The organism is Paraburkholderia sp. SECH4, assembly GCF_030511745.1.
GTDB classification, from domain to species: Bacteria; Pseudomonadota; Gammaproteobacteria; order Burkholderiales; family Burkholderiaceae; genus Paraburkholderia; species Paraburkholderia madseniana.
Genome location: NZ_JALOCP010000007.1, coordinates 265,178 through 280,392 on the forward strand (window position 1 = coordinate 265,178; position 15,215 = coordinate 280,392).

Annotated in this window: 15 protein-coding genes and 1 pseudogene; 8 read left to right on the top strand and 8 right to left on the bottom strand. The window is 62.4% G+C overall.

Annotated features, from left to right (window positions below; genetic code table 11):
* Nucleotides 1–21: 21 nt before the first annotated feature.
* Nucleotides 22–1,560: a sugar ABC transporter ATP-binding protein gene (locus M0D67_RS13330; RefSeq protein ID WP_266238907.1), complete on the bottom strand. Its 1,539-nt coding sequence runs from the start codon at nt 1,558–1,560 to the stop codon at nt 22–24.
* Nucleotides 1,561–1,928: 368 nt separating this feature from the next.
* On the opposite strand from M0D67_RS13330, the gene M0D67_RS13335 reads away from it, so the two are divergent.
* On the top strand, nt 1,929–3,284 hold the full coding sequence (locus tag M0D67_RS13335; protein WP_171926893.1) for an LLM class flavin-dependent oxidoreductase: 1,356 nt from the start codon (nt 1,929–1,931) through the stop codon (nt 3,282–3,284).
* A 110-nt stretch (nt 3,285–3,394) separates the two neighbouring features.
* Here the strand turns inward: M0D67_RS13335 and M0D67_RS13340 are convergent, their stop codons facing one another.
* Nucleotides 3,395–4,723, bottom strand: coding sequence for an LLM class flavin-dependent oxidoreductase (locus tag M0D67_RS13340; RefSeq protein ID WP_266238908.1), 1,329 nt, complete (start codon nt 4,721–4,723; stop codon nt 3,395–3,397).
* A 241-nt stretch (nt 4,724–4,964) separates the two neighbouring features.
* Between M0D67_RS13340 and M0D67_RS13345 the strand changes: the two genes are divergently transcribed.
* Genes M0D67_RS13345 through M0D67_RS13365 form a run of 5 tightly spaced genes read left to right on the top strand, consistent with a single transcriptional unit; the run spans nt 4,965 to nt 9,038 of the window.
* Nucleotides 4,965–5,744, top strand: coding sequence for a GntR family transcriptional regulator (locus tag M0D67_RS13345; RefSeq protein WP_171926895.1), 780 nt, complete (start codon nt 4,965–4,967; stop codon nt 5,742–5,744).
* Nucleotides 5,741–7,474, top strand: coding sequence for a fumarate reductase/succinate dehydrogenase flavoprotein subunit (locus tag M0D67_RS13350; RefSeq protein ID WP_154560111.1), 1,734 nt, complete (start codon nt 5,741–5,743; stop codon nt 7,472–7,474). Before M0D67_RS13345 ends, M0D67_RS13350 begins: the two co-directional genes overlap by 4 nt.
* A 9-nt stretch (nt 7,475–7,483) precedes the next feature.
* Complete coding sequence (locus M0D67_RS13355; protein WP_030102639.1) at nt 7,484–7,729, top strand: ferredoxin family protein; 246 nt, start codon at nt 7,484–7,486, stop codon at nt 7,727–7,729.
* 29 nt (nt 7,730–7,758) lie between these two features.
* Entirely contained in the window at nt 7,759–8,760 is a 1,002-nt protein-coding gene (locus M0D67_RS13360; protein WP_171926896.1) for a HEAT repeat domain-containing protein, read from the top strand.
* Complete coding sequence (locus tag M0D67_RS13365) at nt 8,760–9,038, top strand: DUF971 domain-containing protein (RefSeq protein ID WP_154560113.1); 279 nt, start codon at nt 8,760–8,762, stop codon at nt 9,036–9,038. Before M0D67_RS13360 ends, M0D67_RS13365 begins: the two co-directional genes overlap by 1 nt.
* Before the next feature lie 49 nt (nt 9,039–9,087).
* Here the strand turns inward: M0D67_RS13365 and M0D67_RS13370 are convergent, their stop codons facing one another.
* From M0D67_RS13370 to M0D67_RS13395, 6 genes are all read right to left on the bottom strand, one after another.
* Entirely contained in the window at nt 9,088–11,148 is a 2,061-nt protein-coding gene (locus tag M0D67_RS13370) for a family 2A encapsulin nanocompartment cargo protein cysteine desulfurase (RefSeq protein WP_266238909.1), read from the bottom strand.
* The gene (locus M0D67_RS13375) at nt 11,123–12,055 is read right to left on the bottom strand and encodes a family 2A encapsulin nanocompartment shell protein (RefSeq protein WP_054040017.1); all 933 of its coding nucleotides are present in this window, start codon (nt 12,053–12,055) and stop codon (nt 11,123–11,125) included. Before M0D67_RS13375 ends, M0D67_RS13370 begins: the two co-directional genes overlap by 26 nt.
* A gap of 108 nt (nt 12,056–12,163) precedes the next feature.
* Nucleotides 12,164–12,439: a helix-turn-helix domain-containing protein gene (locus M0D67_RS13380; RefSeq protein WP_154560116.1), complete on the bottom strand. Its 276-nt coding sequence runs from the start codon at nt 12,437–12,439 to the stop codon at nt 12,164–12,166.
* On the bottom strand, nt 12,436–13,413 hold the full coding sequence (gene epsC, locus M0D67_RS13385) for a serine O-acetyltransferase EpsC (RefSeq protein WP_168435667.1): 978 nt from the start codon (nt 13,411–13,413) through the stop codon (nt 12,436–12,438). The genes M0D67_RS13380 and epsC overlap by 4 nt, the downstream gene beginning before the upstream one ends.
* Nucleotides 13,414–13,455: 42 nt before the next feature.
* A complete protein-coding gene (locus M0D67_RS13390) occupies nt 13,456–13,923 on the bottom strand; it encodes a rhodanese-like domain-containing protein (RefSeq protein WP_171926898.1) in 468 nt (155 codons plus the stop codon).
* Nucleotides 13,924–14,143: 220 nt separating this feature from the next.
* Nucleotides 14,144–14,392 carry a hypothetical protein gene (locus M0D67_RS13395; protein ID WP_154560118.1) on the bottom strand — a complete coding sequence of 83 codons (249 nt, stop codon included), beginning with the start codon at nt 14,390–14,392 and terminating at the stop codon, nt 14,144–14,146.
* Nucleotides 14,393–14,525: 133 nt separating this feature from the next.
* On the opposite strand from M0D67_RS13395, the pseudogene M0D67_RS13400 reads away from it, so the two are divergent.
* Nucleotides 14,526–14,732, top strand: a pseudogene (locus M0D67_RS13400) (LysR substrate-binding domain-containing protein); the annotation flags it as partial.
* 229 nt (nt 14,733–14,961) lie between these two features.
* Nucleotides 14,962–15,215, top strand: a 254-nt coding sequence (locus tag M0D67_RS13405; protein WP_266238910.1) for a transposase, incomplete at its 3' end; no start/stop codon positions are given.

Below are 15,215 nucleotides of genomic sequence, written 5' to 3' on the forward strand. Positions count from 1 at the left end.
TAGAAGGTGTGAGGGGTTTCATTAATGAAGTTCAGAGCTCGCGTCATGGATTGGTTGAACAGTTGGGCGCTCGAGCGTCGCACGATCGAAACGCACGACGCGATCGGCAATCTCCAACGCCTCTTCGAGATCGCTGACGAACACAATCGTCGCGCGTTCGTGGGCATGTCGCCGCAAGGTATCGACGATGTCGGCGCGCGCGCCGGCGTCGACGCCCTGAAACGGTTCGTCGAGCAGCAACAAGCGCGCGCGTTCGACATGCCAGCGCGCGAGAACGACTTTCTGCTGATTGCCGCCGGACAGGCGCGTCAGGCGATCGTCGGGGCCGGTGCAACGAATGCCGAAGGTTCTGATCGCTTCGATCGCGGCACCGCGCTCTGCGGCCTCGCGTACCACGCCGCGCCTGAACCAGTTCGACAGAAACGGAAAGCTGAGCGTCCCCGCAATCGATGCGAACGGCACGCTGTCGGGAAACAACGACGTGCGCCAACGATCCTCGCCGGCGAGGAACACGCCGGCGCGAATTGAATCGGCTGGCGAACGCGGACACCATGGCTTGCCGTCGAGCACCATCTGACCACTACTTGCGTGGGTCGCACCGAAGATCGCTCTCGCGAAGCGCGATTTGCCACCACCCACCGGCCCCGCTATCGCTACGATCTCGCCGCGCTGGACGTCGAGATCGAATGAGCGGCTGGCCGGCGTCAATTGAAAATCGCGCACGCTGAAACAGGGTTCGAGCGAAGCTGCGTATTTCGCGTTCTGAGTTCGGCCTTGCGGCAGAGGCCGTCCAATCATCGTCTCGACGGCAGCGTCAAAATCGATTGGCGGGTGCAGATCGGCAACGAGATGTCCGTCGCGCACGATCGCTACCCGGTCCGCCATGCGCCGCAGATCACCCAGCCGATGCGAAACCAGCAGGATAGCGACACCCTCCTCACGCAATGGCTCGAGCCGCAGGAACAGCCGTTCCGCTTCTGCGACAGAAAGACTGGCAGTGGGCTCATCGAGAATCAGCAGCTTGGGACGCGAAGCCAGTGCGCGCGCCAGCGTCACGAGCTGCTGACTCGCGAGCGAGAGCGACCCGAGCGGTGCGGACAGATCGACATCCAGCCCGACCCGCTCGGCAAGCGGCCTCGCAGCCTCACGGCGCGCCGCGGGCGGCACACGCCATGGCGACGCTGGATCGCACAAGCGGTCGAGCAGCAGGTTGTCCGCGATCGAGAGCGCCGGTACGACCGCGTCGGCAATCGACTGGTGCACCGTGGCAATGCCGAGTTGTTTAGCCGCTTGGGGTGACGTAGGTCGATACGGCTTGTCCAGCAGCGTCAAGGTCCCGCCGTCGGGCGCATACACGCCGCTTAAGATCTTGACGAGTGTCGACTTGCCCGCGCCGTTGGCGCCCATCAACGCGACGACTTCGCCGGGATGGATCGAGAAATCGAGGTTGGATAGCGCGACGGTTGCACCAAAGCGCTTCGTGAGCGCAGAGGCAGTCAGGATCGGCTCGCTCGAACGCGGAAGCTTTTCCGTACGATCGGGAAGCGGTGGGCGGGTCAAGTTAATGGGAGCCTTCATATACCCGAATTGAGCAAGGGCAGACGTTTCATTGTTTCTCCGGCGGGTCCGGCCAAGCGGACCCACTGCAGCCGCGACATGCTCCGGCAATGGCGACGCATTGCATACCGTCACCCAGGAACGATTGTCTGCCTGAGCGGGACTCGCGGAAAACCAATTTGTTCTGATATGCAAAGCGTCGCGCATGGTGAACCGTCACCAGAGAGAGACATTGCCGTACGCTTAGTCTTCACCGGCATATCGATGTCAGAATTCATTCGTGGTCTCAAGCGATTCGCTATTCGACAATGGGCAAATCGGTCAGAGCGTTCGTCCGTTCGTTGCTGGCTGCTTCCGCATTCGAAAAGACCATGAGAACCGACCCGCCGCGCCAGCTTCATCTGAACGTCAACATCCTCCACTCCGGCTTTGTCCCTTCCGCATGGCGTACGCCCGAAGCCGATCCGCGCGCCTTCGTCGATATCGCCCACTACGTTCGCGTCGCGCAAATTGCCGAGGCGGCGAAATTCGATGCCGTGTTTCTCGCCGATAACGCCTCGATTGCCGATCAGATCGACTTCCGCCCGATCACCGCGCTGGAGCCGACCGTATTGCTCGCCGGCATTGCTGCAGCCACAACCCATATCGGCGTAATCGGCACGGCGTCGACGAGTTATAACGAGCCGTACAACATCGCGCGCCGCTTTGCCACGCTCGATCAGCTCAGTGCGGGCCGGGCCGGCTGGAACATCGTGACGACCGCCGATCTCGGCTCAGCCCGCAATTTCGGCCGTGAGGCGGTGCCCGATCACGCGCAACGCTACGAGCGCGCAGCCGAATTCACCGAGGTGGTGAAGGCGCTGTGGGATAGCTGGGAAGACGACGCCTTTATCGGCGACAAGGCGAGCGGCCGCTTCATCGACACCACGAAGGTGCATCGCATCGATCACCGCGGCAAATACTTCAGTGTCGATGGTCCGTTCAACTTGCCGCGTAGTGCACAGGGTCATCCGGTGCTGATTCAGGCCGGCGGCTCAGCCGACGGACGCGAACTCGCGGCCCGGCACGCGGAAGCCGTGTTCTCGGCATCGCAGTCGTTCGACGAAGCAGCCGCCTATGCGCGCGAACTGAAATCTCGCGCTGCGGCATGGGGACGTGGCAACAACGCAATTCGCGTGCTACCCGGTCTCACCACCATCATCGGCGCAACCGAAGCCGAGGCCCTGCGCCGTCGCGATGATCTGGTCGACCTGATTCCGTGGAGCTATAGCCTCACTCGGCTGGCCGGCATATTGGGCATTAGCGTCGACCGGTTGAAACTCGACGAGCGCCTGCCGGACGATCTCTCATTGCCCGGCAGCGGCAATGGCAATCACACGTTCTTCAACGCCACGCTCGCACAAGCGCGGACCCATGGATACACGGCGCGTCAGTTGATCCGCGCGCTTGCGGGCGGTGGCGGACATCGTGTTGTCGTCGGCACGCCGGAACAGATTGCCGACGATATCGAACACTGGTTCAAAGGCGGCGCTGCCGACGGTTTCAATCTGATGCCGGATGTTCTGCCGGGTGGCTTGCAGGACTTCGCCGACGGCGTGATTCCGCTTCTGCAGCGACGTGGTCTTTTCCGTACTGACTACGAGGGTCGCACCCTGCGCGAACACTTCAGGTTGCGACGGCCTGTCAGCCGCCATCTGCATCCACGGGAAGCGGCCACTACCGCGTAAGCGCTCTTTTTCAACACGCTGCATACTCGGACCGGCGAACACGCGATTGAGATTCCGGACGTTACCTCGGCGCGTAAACGCGCCGTGAAGTAAGCCAATTTGTAGTCCGGTTATTTCACCCGAGCGAAAAAGCGGTTCTCAGGCCGAGGCAAGCCCAGATTCTCGCGCAGCGTCGCGCCTTCGTATTCGCGCCGGAACAACCCGCGCTTCTGCAACTCGGGAATGACCTTGTCAACAAAGTCGTCAAGACCGCCCGGCAGATACGGGAACATCACGTTGAAACCGTCTGAGCCCTCTTCCACCAGCCATTGCTCCATCTGATCGACGATCATTGTCGCCGTGCCCACCATCTCGAGCCCCGAGTATCCGCCGATGCGTTGAGCGAGTTGACGAATCGTCAGCCCGTCGCGCTGCGCCCATTCAACCACCCGCTGCCGCGCGGTCCGGCTCGCATTGGTCTCGGGAATCTCGGGCAGCGGGCCGTCCGGATCGAAACCGGATACGTCATGCCCCAATGCAATCGACAACGAAGCGATGCCGCTCTCGTAGTGCACGAACGTGTCGAGCCGCGCCCGAATCTCCTCCGCCTCTTCCAGGGTATCGCCGACAACCACGAAGGCGGCCGGCAGTATCTTCATGTGATCGCGCTCACGTCCGAGCTTTTCCATCCGGCCCTTCACATCGGCATAGAAGCGCTTGCCGTCAGCCAGCAGGGTTTGCGCGGTAAACACCACCTCGGCGGTTTCAGCGGCAATCTGGCGCCCCGCTTCCGATGAACCTGCCTGCACGATGACGGGCCATCCCTGAACGGGGCGCGCAATATTCAACGGGCCGCGCACCGAGAAGTTCTCGCTCTTGTAGTTCAGCACATGCAGTTTCTCCGGATCGAAGAAGGTGCCGGTTTCCGTATCGCGGATAAAAGCATCATCGGCCCAACTGTCCCAGAGCCCGGTCACCACGTCGAAGAACTCGCGGGCGCGCCGGTACCGCTCGTCGTGTTCGACATGCTCGTCGAGACCGAAATTGAGCGCGGCATCGGGGTTCGACGTCGTCACGAGATTCCATCCCGCGCGGCCACCGCTGATATGGTCGAGCGAGGCAAAGCGCCTCGCGACGTGATAAGGCGCGTCGAACGTAGTGGACGCCGTGGCGATAAGCCCGAGCCGTTCCGTGACCGCCGCCAGCGCGGGCAGCAGCGTCAGCGGTTCGAACGACGTGACCGTGTGGCTATGCTTGAGCGCGTCGAGCGGCATGTTGAGAACCGCGAGGTGATCCGCCATGAAGAACGCGTCGAAGCGGCCACGCTCGAGCGTCTGGGCGAAACGCTTCAGGTGCGCAAAATTGAAATTGGCGTCGGGGTAGGCGCCGGGATAGCGCCATGCGCCGGTGTGAATTGTCGTGGGACGCATGAAAGCGCCGAGGCGAAGCTGACGTGACATGTAGCAAGCTCCATCGCAAACAGGTCGGGCCAGTTTAATCGTCCTTCGCCAACGCTGCTTGCCACCGCCCACCACTCGGTACCCGCCCGCCGAACGCGATGCGCCGGGGCTCCGGCACTAACGGGCACACCAAAAGCTGTTCCGCAGAAATACAAAGCACAAAATCTTCGTTCGCCCCTCAAGGCTCCCTCACTAGACTGTGATGCAACTTGTCATAACAAGTACAGACAACCCACAGATCATGCAGAAACCCGACCCGGCCAACGTGCTGCCTCTCTCCGCCCCGCCGCTCTACGAGCAGATAAAGACTGCTTTGCGCTCGCGCATTCTCGACGGCACGTATGCGGCCCATTCGCAGATGCCGTCTGAGAACGACCTGTGCACTAGGTTCAACGTCAGCCGTATCACCGTGCGGCAAGCGCTCGGCGATCTGCAAAAGGAAGGCCTCGTTTTCAAACTGCACGGCAAGGGCACCTTTGTCTCCAAGCCGAAGGCCTTCCAGAACGTCAGTGCGTTGCAAGGTTTCGCCGAAGCGATGTCGTCGATGGGCTATGAGATCGTCAACCAGCTCAAACATATCCGCTTCATTCCCGCCACCGCGCACATCGCGAGCCGGCTTCAACTGCCCGAAGGCACGAAGGTCGCCGAAATCCGTCGCGTGCGGATGCTCAATCGCGAGCCGGTGTCGCTCGAAATCACGTGGGTGCCGGAAGCGTTGGGCAAACGCCTGGCCGGCGCCGATCTCGTCACGCGCGACATCTTCCTGATTCTCGAGAACGACTGCGCGGTGCCGCTCGGCCACGCCGACGTCTCCATCGACGCGATTCTCGCCGACGATGAAATCGTCGAAGCCCTGAACGTTGAAGAAGGCAGCCCGGTGCTTCGCATCGAACGTCTGACGCATAGCGCGGACGGCACACCGATCGATTACGAATACCTCTATTTTCGCGGCGACGCGTTTCAGTACCGCTTTCGCATCGACAGGCAGAAAGAGAAGAAGACCAAAAGGAACACGAAATGAATACGCACGTGATCGAGTACGACCTGGTCGTCGTGGGAGGTGGCACCGCCGGTCCGATGGCTGCCGTCAAAGCAAAAGAACAGAATCCGAATCTGAAGGTCCTGCTGCTGGAAAAGGCCAACGTCAAACGCAGCGGCGCGATTTCGATGGGCATGGACGGGTTGAATAACGCCGTCATCCCAGGCCACGCCACGCCCGAGCAGTACACGAAGGAAATCACCATCGCCAACGACGGCATCGTTGATCAGTCAGCCGTCTACGCCTACGCCCGGCATAGTTTCGAGACCATCGAAGAACTCGACCGCTGGGGCGTGAAGTTCGAAAAAGACGGCACAGGTGACTATGCGGTCAAGAAAGTGCATCACATTGGCTCCTATGTTCTGCCGATGCCGGAAGGCCATGACATCAAGAAAGTGCTCTACCGGCAGCTCAAACGCGCACGCATTGCGATCACCAATCGCATCGTCGTCACGCGTGTTCTGACCGATGCGCAAGGGCGCGCTTGCGGCGTACTGGGCTTCGATTGTCGTACGGCGGATTTCTATGTGGTGCGCGCGAAGGCTGTCATTCTCAGTTGTGGGGCGGCGGGACGGCTCGGTTTGCCGTCCTCGGGCTACCTGATGGGAACCTACGAGAACCCCACCAACGCCGGCGATGGTTACGCGATGGCCTATCACGCGGGCGCAGCGCTAGCGAACCTCGAGTGCTTCCAGATCAACCCGCTGATCAAGGACTACAACGGCCCCGCATGCGCCTATGTGACGGGCCCGCTCGGCGGCTTCACCGCGAACGGCAAGGGTGAACGTTTCATCGAATGCGATTACTGGAGCGGCCAGATGATGTGGGAGTTCTATCAGGAACTCCAAAGCGGTAACGGACCGGTGTTTCTGAAGCTCGACCATCTCGCCGAAGAAACCATTCAAACCATCGAGCAGATTCTGCACACGAATGAGCGCCCGAGCCGGGGACGATTTCATGCGGGACGCGGCACCGATTACCGGCAGCAGATGATCGAGATGCACATCTCGGAGATCGGTTTTTGCAGCGGCCATAGCGCATCCGGCGTCTACGTGAACGAGCGCGCGGAAACCACGGTCGCCGGTCTCTACGCCGCCGGCGACATGGCCGCGGTACCGCACAACTACATGCTCGGCGCATTCACCTACGGCTGGTTCGCGGGGCAAAACGCGGCGCAATACGTCGACGGCCGTGAGCATGCGGCGCTCGATACCGAGCAGATCGAAGCCGAACGGGCGCGAATCTATGCGCCGCTCGAACGCGAGACAGGGCTTGCGCCGGCGCAAGTCGAATACAAGCTGCGCCGCATGGTGAACGACTATCTTCAGCCGCCGAAGGTCACGCGCAAGATGGAAATCGGCCTGCAACGTTTCGCTGAAATCGCCACCGACATCGACCAGATCAAAGCCGACAATCCGCACGAACTGATGCGCGCCGCGGAAGTACGGGCGATTCGCGACTGCGCCGAAATGGCGGCCCACGCGTCGCTGTATCGCACGGAAAGCCGCTGGGGGCTGTACCACCATCGCGTCGATTATCCGCAGCGTAATGACGCGGAGTGGTTCTGCCACACGCATCTGAAGAAAGATGCAGCGGGCCGCATGGTCAGCGAAAAACGCGCTGTCGAGCCGTACGTGGTGCCGCTCGACAGCCACGAGAGTCACGCCTATCAGAACCTGCGCATCGGCGAGCCCGCGCTGGCGGACACCTGAGGAGCCACCATGTCTACGACACCGCACAACATTTTCCAGCGCAGCGCAGCGCCGGTCACGATCGACGAAGACAAATGCATCGCCGACAAAGGCTGCACGGTCTGCGTGGATGTATGCCCGCTCGACCTGCTCGCGATCGACCTGACTAAAGGCAAGGCGTACATGAAGTTCGACGAATGCTGGTACTGCATGCCGTGCGAGAAGGATTGCCCGACCGATGCGGTCAGGGTCGACATTCCTTATCTGCTGCGCTAGTAGCGAATCCTCAAGACACCACTCAACTCATGACTGATATTTCGCTTCCGCTGACGTTCGACCCTGATTCCCTCGATCCGGAGGCCGCAGCACTCCTGCCGCGCCTCGCGTCCGCGGACGCCGCCGTGCGCCGCATCGCTCTCCTTGCGCTCGCCGACCTCGAAGACGAAGCCTTGCTCGGACCGATTGTCGCTGCGTTACGCACCGACACATCATCGGACGTTCGGGCGCAAGCCGCCGAGGTGCTCGGTGCATGGGAGCGCGCCGACGCGGTAACGGCGCTGTGCGAAGCGCTGGCAGATCGTGCTGAAGATGTCCGCGACGCAGCCGCGCAGAGTCTGTCCAATCTGAAGGACCCTGAATCCGGGCCACTGCTCGCGCCGTGGACCACGCATGACGATCCGTTCGTGCGCCAGGCTGCGCTTCGCGGCCTGCGCGAATTACGCTATGCGGGTGCGTTGGAACCCGCGCTGGCCGCACTGAGCGCTAGCGAAGATGGTGTGCGGCTCGAAGCCGTGGGCGTGCTCGGCTGGTTGAAGAGCGAGCGCGCGCTTGGCCCTCTTACCGCCATCGCCGCGCAGGATGCGAGCGCCACCGTGCGACGCGCGGCAATCGGCGCGTTGGGCATTGGCGCCGCGGCGACGGACGAAACCATCGCCGCGTTGCTGAGCGCGTTGTGCGATGCCGCGTGGCAGGTCCGTGAAGAAGCGGCGGCCACACTCGGCAAACTGCGCGCGCCGAGCGCACAGGGTGCATTGATCGCGGCGCTCGACGACGACTACTGGCAAGTCCGTCTGCAGGCAGTCCGCGCGTTAGGCAAACTCGGCAATGCAAACGCTACCGCGAGCACGGCGGTCGCCGCGCTGCTCACGCATGCGATCAGCAATCTGCGCAAGGAAGCGGCATTGTCGCTTGGCGAACTGGGCGACACAGCCTCGTTGCCGGCCTTGCACGCAACCGCGACCGATCCCGACCCGGAAGTACGCAAGGCCGCACGTATAGCGTTGGCGCAGATTGAAAAGGCGCACTGATGAACGCGCCCGAACACGTGACGATTCATGCCGCGACGGGGCGACTGTCCCTGACGTGGCGCGATGGCCAAACGCAGTGGATCGACAACGCCACGCTGAGGGAGCGGTGCCCTTGCTCGACATGCCGTCGCTTGACGCGTTCGGGCCAGGTGGCGCGAATCGAGCCGCGCCTCGCGATTGTCGACGTGCAGCCGATGGGCTACGGCGTGCAGATCGTGTTCAGCGACGGACACGCGCAGGGAATTTATCCGTGGGATTATCTGGCGGGAATTGCCTGAATGCAGGCGTAGGAAAGCGGCGACCGCAATAAACGGCCGCCGCTTTTCATTAGCGTCGCGAAGACAGCCGACGCACAACCGACACCAGCGCATCGACTTCATCGCAGGTGTTGTAGAACGCAAGCGACGGCCTCACCGTGGCTTCCACGCCAAAGCGCCGCAAGATCGGCTGCGCGCAATGATGCCCCGAGCGCACGGCGATGCCCTCTTCGTTCAGCGCCTGCCCTACTTCCTCGGTCTCGTAGCCCTTCAACACAAAGGACAGCACGCTGGCCTTGTCGCGCGCCGTGCCAATCAGGCGCACACCGGGCACGGGCTGCAGCACGCTCGTCGCATAGGCCAGCAGATCGTGTTCATAGCGCGCGATATTCTCGATGCCCACGCGCTGAACGTAATCGATCGCAGCACCCAGTCCTACCGCATCGGCGATATTGCCCGTGCCCGCTTCGAAACGATTCGGCGGAGGCTGGAATACGGTGCGCTCGAAGGTGACGTCCGCGATCATGTTGCCGCCACCCTGCCAGGGCGGCATATCCTCCAGAATCGCGCGCTTGCCGTAGACCACGCCGATGCCGGTCGGACCGAACACCTTGTGACCCGAGAACACGAAGAAATCCGCGTCGAGCGCCTGCACGTCTACCCGCATGTGCGACACAGACTGAGCACCGTCGACCAACGCCTTCGCCCCTGCCCGATGCGCCAGCTCGACGATCTCCTTGACCGGCACCACCGTGCCCAACGCATTCGACACCTGCGTGACCGACACAATCTTCGTTCGGTCATTGAGCAGCCGCCGATATTCGTCGAGCAGAACCTGACCACTGTCGTCGACCGGAATCACGCGCAGCTTGGCACCGGTTTGTGCGGCAAGCTGCTGCCACGGCACGATGTTGGCGTGATGCTCCAGATGCGAGACGATGATCTCATCACCCTCGCCGACATGCTTCACGCCCCACGTCTTCGCGATCAGGTTGATCGCTTCGGTGGTGCCGCGCACGAAGATGATTTCCTCCGGCGATGCCGCGCCAATGAAACGCTGCACCTTGCTGCGTGCGGCTTCGTACGCATCCGTGGCGCGGCCGGCCAGCGCATGGGCAGCCCGATGGATGTTCGAGTTCTCATGTGCGTAGAAATACGCGAGCCGATCGATCACCGCCTGCGGTTTGTGCGTGGTCGCGGCATTGTCGAACCACACGAGCTGACGGCCATTCACGCGTTCCTGCAGAATCGGAAAGTCCCGGCGAATCGCATTCACATCGAACGGCGGATGCGCTGACGGCCCGGCATGCGGCACGCCATCTGTCTTAGCGGAAGAGTGCCCGGGAAATTGCGATCCCTCATTCAGATTCAGGAAATAGTGCGAACCGGCGGTGTGCTGCGCCGGTGCGACGCCCGGCGCCGCATGCGATGCTGCCGGCCTGTCGTACGGGAAGCGCTGCTCGGCGAGCGGCTGATCGACACCAGGGAGTCCGAGCGATTGTGCGTTGACTTCGTTCCAACCCGGCACGACGATATCCGGCGACGCAACTGTCGATGTCCGGGCTTGTGCCGTTTCGCCAAGAAAATAATAAGGCGACGCTGAGACGGGCGACGCAGGCGCTGCACCACCCGCGGACGGACGCTGCGCACCGTGTGCTTCAGGCACGCCCAGCGCCGCCCCGCCAAAGCGCGGATCGAGTGCCGGCGCAACGGTCACCGCGCTATCCGGCAAGCCGTTCTGCGCAACTGCATGGGGAGCCAACGCAGGCGCGCGATTCCCCAACGACAGCGCATGCGTAGGTGCTGAAGGCAACAAGTTGCCTCCCGGCACATGCCCCTGCGGCAACGCTGCACCAGGCACGCCAGTGCCCGCGCCGCCGGGACCCGCGAGCGGCGAACCGGCCGGGGCCGGATTGCTGATCTCGCTGGTCACAGGCGCCGTGAACGGCAGCGTGGCGGCCACGTCGGGCGCACCGCCTACCTGCGGCGCGTTGCCCGGCAGCGCCGAGAAGAACGCATTGGCCAGCGACGCTAACGTCGCCGGATCAGGCAAACCCGCGGGCGGACCCGTCGGCACATCGTGCGGCAGGACGCTATCCATGGGCTTACTTGTAGGTGTCTGGGTAGTCATGGTACTTGCCGATCTCCACGTCATCGAGAACTGCCAGCGCGTCCGGCGAATGCACCGCGAGCGAGCAATAAAGCGAGATCAGATACGACGCGATCGCATGATTGTTGATGCCCATGAAGCGGACCGACAGACCCGGACCCTGTTCGCCGGCCACGCCCGGCTGGAACAGACCGACCACGCCCTGGCGCTTGTCGCCCACGCGCAGCAGCAGGATCTTGGTCTTGCCGTCGGCAACCGGCACCTTGTCCGACGGAATCAGCGGAATGCCACGCCACGTCAGGAACTGCGAGCCGAACAGGCTGACCGTCGGCGGCGGCACGCCACGGCGCGTGCATTCACGACCGAAGGCGGCAATCGCGAGCGGATGCGTCAGGAAGAACGCCGGTTCTTTCCATACCTTGGTCAGCAACTCGTCGAGATCGTCGGGCGTCGGCGCACCGGTCAGCGGAAACACGCGCTGCTCTTCGGCCACGTTCGCGAGCAGGCCGTAGTCCGGATTGTTGATCAGTTGGCTTTCCTGCAACTCCTTGATCGTTTCGATCGTGAGCCGCAATTGTTCCTTGATCTGGTCGTGCGGGCTGCTGTACAGATCCGAGATCCGCGTGTGCACGTCGAGCACCGTGCTGACGGCATTCAGGAAGTACTCGCGCGGTTGCTCTTCGTACGGCACGAATGTGCGCGGCAGAATGCTTTCATCTTCACGCGCGGTGCAGGCCGCCTTGACGGCTTCAGGATTCTTCACCTGGTTCAGACGATAGATGCCTGCCTCGACCGGCAGCCATTGCAGCAGATGCGTGAGCCAGCGGGGCGTGATCGTGGCGAGTTGCGGAACGGTTTTGGTGGCATTGGCTAGTTGCCGTGCTGCGGTATCGCCGAGCGCCGTCAGGCCGCCGACTGTTGCTGTCATCTGAAGCTCCAGGATTGATAGAAGAAAAACAGGAAAGCTTATGAACGAGAGCGATTATGGGAAGACGCCCCTGGCCGTTCAACATGCTATAGACGGCAACGCAGCGGTCTAACGGGCGGACGCAGGATCGATGAGTGTGGAATGCGGGCGTGCGGCAACGCTCACGCCATCGGACGAATGGCTGAGCAGGCGTTCGACCGGCACGTTGAAAGCACGGGCCAGCTTGTCGAGCGTGACAATCGACGCGATCGCAGAACCGCGCTCGATCTCGCCGACATAAGACCGGTTGAGTCCGGCGTGCTCGGCCAATTGCTCCTGCGACCAGCCGGACGCCTCACGAAAGCGCCGCACCGCGGCGCCGAAGTCCCTGACGAGCACGCTCATCGAGCCGACCCGGCCGTGGCGGGCTCCGCGACTGCCTGATCGCGCGGCGGCCGCTCGCGGACCGCGGCGGCGCCGGTGCCTTCGTTGCGCGACACGGCCTGCGTCACGTGCGAACCGGGCGCAACGTCTTGCGTGACCCACACATTGCCGCCGATTACCGCGCCCTGCCCGAGCGTGACGCGTCCAAGAATGGTGGCGCCCGCGTAAATCACGACGTCGTCCTCGACGATCGGATGCCGTGCATGGCCCTTTTCCAGATGTCCCTGTGCGTCGCGCGGAAAACGCTTCGCGCCCAGCGTGACGGCCTGATAGACCCGCACGCGTTCGCCGATGATGGCCGTTTCGCCGATCACCACGCCCGTCCCATGATCGATGAAGAACCCCGCGCCGATCCGCGCCCCAGGATGAATGTCGATACCGGTCTGCGCATGCGCGAGCTCGGCGATGATGCGCGCCAGCAGCGGCAGCCCCAACCCATACAACTCATGCGCGAGCCGATGGTGGATCATTGCCAGCACGCCGGGGTAGCACAGCAGGACTTCATCCACGCTGCCCGCCGCCGGATCGCCGTGAAACGCGGCTAATACGTCGCTATCGAGCAAGCTGCGTATCGCCGGCAAGCGCGCCGCGAAAGCGCGCACCGCGACGCCAGCCTGCGCCTCGATCGTGGCGGCGGGCGGCGGTTGATGGCGGCTGCGGTAGTGAAACTCCAGACGCGCCTGACTCAGCAATGCATGCAGCGCGGCGTCGAGCGCATGGCCGACGTAGAAATTTTCGCTTTCCTGACGCAGATCGGGCGGTCCGAGCCGCATCGGAAAAAGCACGCCCTTCAGCGTTTCAATAATCTCCGAGAGCGCTTCGCGCCCCGGCAATTCACGCCCGCCCGGCTCGAGCGAGCGCTTCTGCACTTCGCGCCATTGCTGGCGGACCGTCTGAAGCGCGTGAACAATCTCATCGACATCAAACACAGCCACAGCGGTTACTCCCCGTAAAGTGCAGTGCGAACGATCAGGCTGTCAGTCCTGAATCCATGGCAGCCCATGAAAGCGCCAACCATTGCTGGCGCCGCGCCGTTGCGCGCCGTCCAGCTCCCCTTCAAAGCCTTCCAGAACATTGAATACCTGCGTGAAGCCGGCTTTCGCCGCGGCCTCGGCGGCCAGTGCCGAGCGGTTGCCGCTGCGGCACAGCAGCAGCACGACGGCGTCCTTGCCGGCTTTCGCTTCCAGTTCACGCACGAAGCGCGGATTGCGCGTCAGGCTCGTGCCCGTCGCCCACGCGACATGCAGGCTGTCCGGTACTAGTCCGACGAATTTGCGTTCTTCGGCGGTGCGCACGTCCACCAGCACGGCGTCGCCGGCCTGGACGAGTGCCCACGCATCCTGTGGCGACAGGCCACCGGCATAGGGCAAACCGGCTTCCGCGGCTCTCGAACGGGCGGCTTCAAGCAGCGCGTGGGTGGGTCGTTCTGCGAGTTCAAGCGTCATGACGTCTCCTTCGATATGGCGCGAATCAGTACGCGCTGGTCAAAGCCATCTGCGATTGCAACCGCCTATAGCCATCAGGAGACACTATGAAAGAGAGCCAGCCGAAGCCGAACCAATTAATTGTCATTTCTAAAGAAGCATCGGTTCGGATGCTCCGGCTTGAAGCAACCAGGCTATGTCCGTGCGCCGCGGATTTGCCGCGCCACCGCCGGCACGCGCGTTATTCCCGTGGGATCTCGAGCGGCACGACAAACATGCCAGCGGTGTATTCCATATGGAAATAGCCGCAGCGCGCGTAAGCCGCAATGCGTTCGAGTCGTTCGGGCGATGGGGACGTATAGGTCGCGGCAGCGCTCACGTCGGAGGATTGCTCAGACGTAACAGGCGCGCGTTTTGACAATTGCTTCTGCAGGCTTCGCACGGGATGCCGCAGTCCGCTCCAGATTAGCGTCGCTGAAAGTGTGACCATGCGACCTCCGTCGATTCATTGCGATACTAATGAATCTAGCGACTTGGATACGGAATCGCAAACAAGCTTTTGTGGAATGGTTTTCGGAGAACGGATCGGACCGTAGCCAGACCTTGACGGCTCCGCGCTTTACTCCGCTGCGCTGGCAGGTGTGGGCATCGCCGCGTTCACGCGGCATACCGTTCAGACCGATCTGGCTCGCGGCCGCCTCGTCCACCTGCTGCCCGGCTACTCTCTCGGCATGCGCCACTATTACGCCCTTTACCCGCAAACGCGGTATGTCGCGCCCAAGGTGCGAGCTTTCGTCGACCATATGGCCGGGCACTATCGCGAACGCTGACGACTCGATTATCGGGGCCGATCTGTAGGACAATAGGTTCTTAACGGCTGCGACGCTCCATCGCGCCTTGCCGGTAAAGCATCGACGCGGTTCATGGCAAACTCCGCGATGTATCGTCGGGCACGGCATATGCGTCGTGCCTTTGGCGATACCAATGCACTGAGGCGACCAGAACTGAAGTTGACCCAGAAAAACGGACATCTATCCTTTGGAGAAGGAGGTGCCGATTATGGGCAAGCATCGTACCCCGTACCCGGCGGAATTCCGGGCGCAAATGGTCGAGCTGGTGAAGGCTGGACGCAGGCCGGAGGAACTGGAAAAGGAGTTCGAGCCGACTGCACAGACCATCTACAACTGGGTGGCGCAGGCTGATCGCGACACAGGCGTGCGGCATGACGGTCTGACCACAGCCGAACGGCAGGAGCTCACACGGTTGCGTCGTGAAGTCCGGCAACTGAAGATGGAGCGCGACATACTCTCTCA